Origin of the sequence: Phaeovulum veldkampii DSM 11550, from assembly GCF_003034995.1 — a bacterium.
Classification (GTDB): domain Bacteria; phylum Pseudomonadota; class Alphaproteobacteria; order Rhodobacterales; family Rhodobacteraceae; genus Phaeovulum; species Phaeovulum veldkampii.
The window spans coordinates 1-283 of record NZ_PZKF01000154.1; the positions used below are offsets into that span (position 1 = coordinate 1).

Here is a 283-nt window from a genome sequence, read left to right on the forward strand (position 1 = left end):
ATCAAATGCCCAAATCAGCACTGGCCCACCGCAGGCCGCCGCTTTGGGCGCAAGATCAAGGCGTTGCAAGACGGAGGGTGCGGTGGCGATGCAATTCTGGAAACCCGGCATTCTGGAGCCGGGGCGTTTTGCCGGGATTTCCACCAGCTCGGCCAAACCTGATGCCCTGCACCAACATCATGTCGAGGCCCTGGCCTGCGAAGTGGTGGCCCGACTGGCGCAGCGCCGCCCCGCCCCCGATCTGCCCGCGGATCCGGGCGCCGATGCCCTGCCCGACGCGGAC

General features: G+C 67.1%; 1 protein-coding gene. It reads left to right on the top strand.

The annotated features are described in order from the left end of the window. Nucleotides 1–82: 82 nt before the first annotated feature. A partial coding sequence (locus C5F46_RS16355) for a hypothetical protein (RefSeq protein WP_146160273.1) occupies nt 83–283 on the top strand: 201 nt, incomplete at its 3' end.